The 344-nt window shown below is 68.0% G+C and carries 1 protein-coding gene; it reads left to right on the top strand.

Going from position 1 to position 344, the window contains the following annotated elements:
* A partial coding sequence (locus AX681_RS20515) for an aromatic amino acid lyase (RefSeq protein ID WP_197424333.1) occupies nucleotides 1–344 on the top strand: 344 nt, incomplete at both ends.

Here is a 344-nt window from a genome sequence, read left to right as displayed (position 1 = left end):
TTTCTCACCCCCCGCCCCGGCCTCAACTCCGGCTTCATGATCCCGCAGGTCACCGCCGCCGCACTGGTCAGCGAAAACAAGCAGCGCGCGCACCCGTCCAGCGTCGATTCGATCCCGACCAGCGCCAATCAGGAGGATCATGTCTCGATGGCCGGCCATGGCGCCCGCCGCCTGCTCGCCATGACCGCCAACCTCGCCCATATCCTTGGCATCGAATATCTCGCCGCGGCGCAAGGCTGCGACTTCCACGCCCCGCTCACCTCCAGCACCACGCTCGAAGCCGCCCGCACCCTGCTGCGTGAGTCGGTGCCGACGCTGGAAGACGACCGCCACTTCGCCCCGGA

The sequence above is a fragment of the Sphingomonas sp. CCH9-E2 genome, from assembly GCF_001557215.1.
GTDB lineage: Bacteria > Pseudomonadota > Alphaproteobacteria > Sphingomonadales > Sphingomonadaceae > Sphingomonas.
Note: the sequence above shows the minus strand (reverse complement) of the source record. Positions and strands in the feature narration are given on the sequence as shown.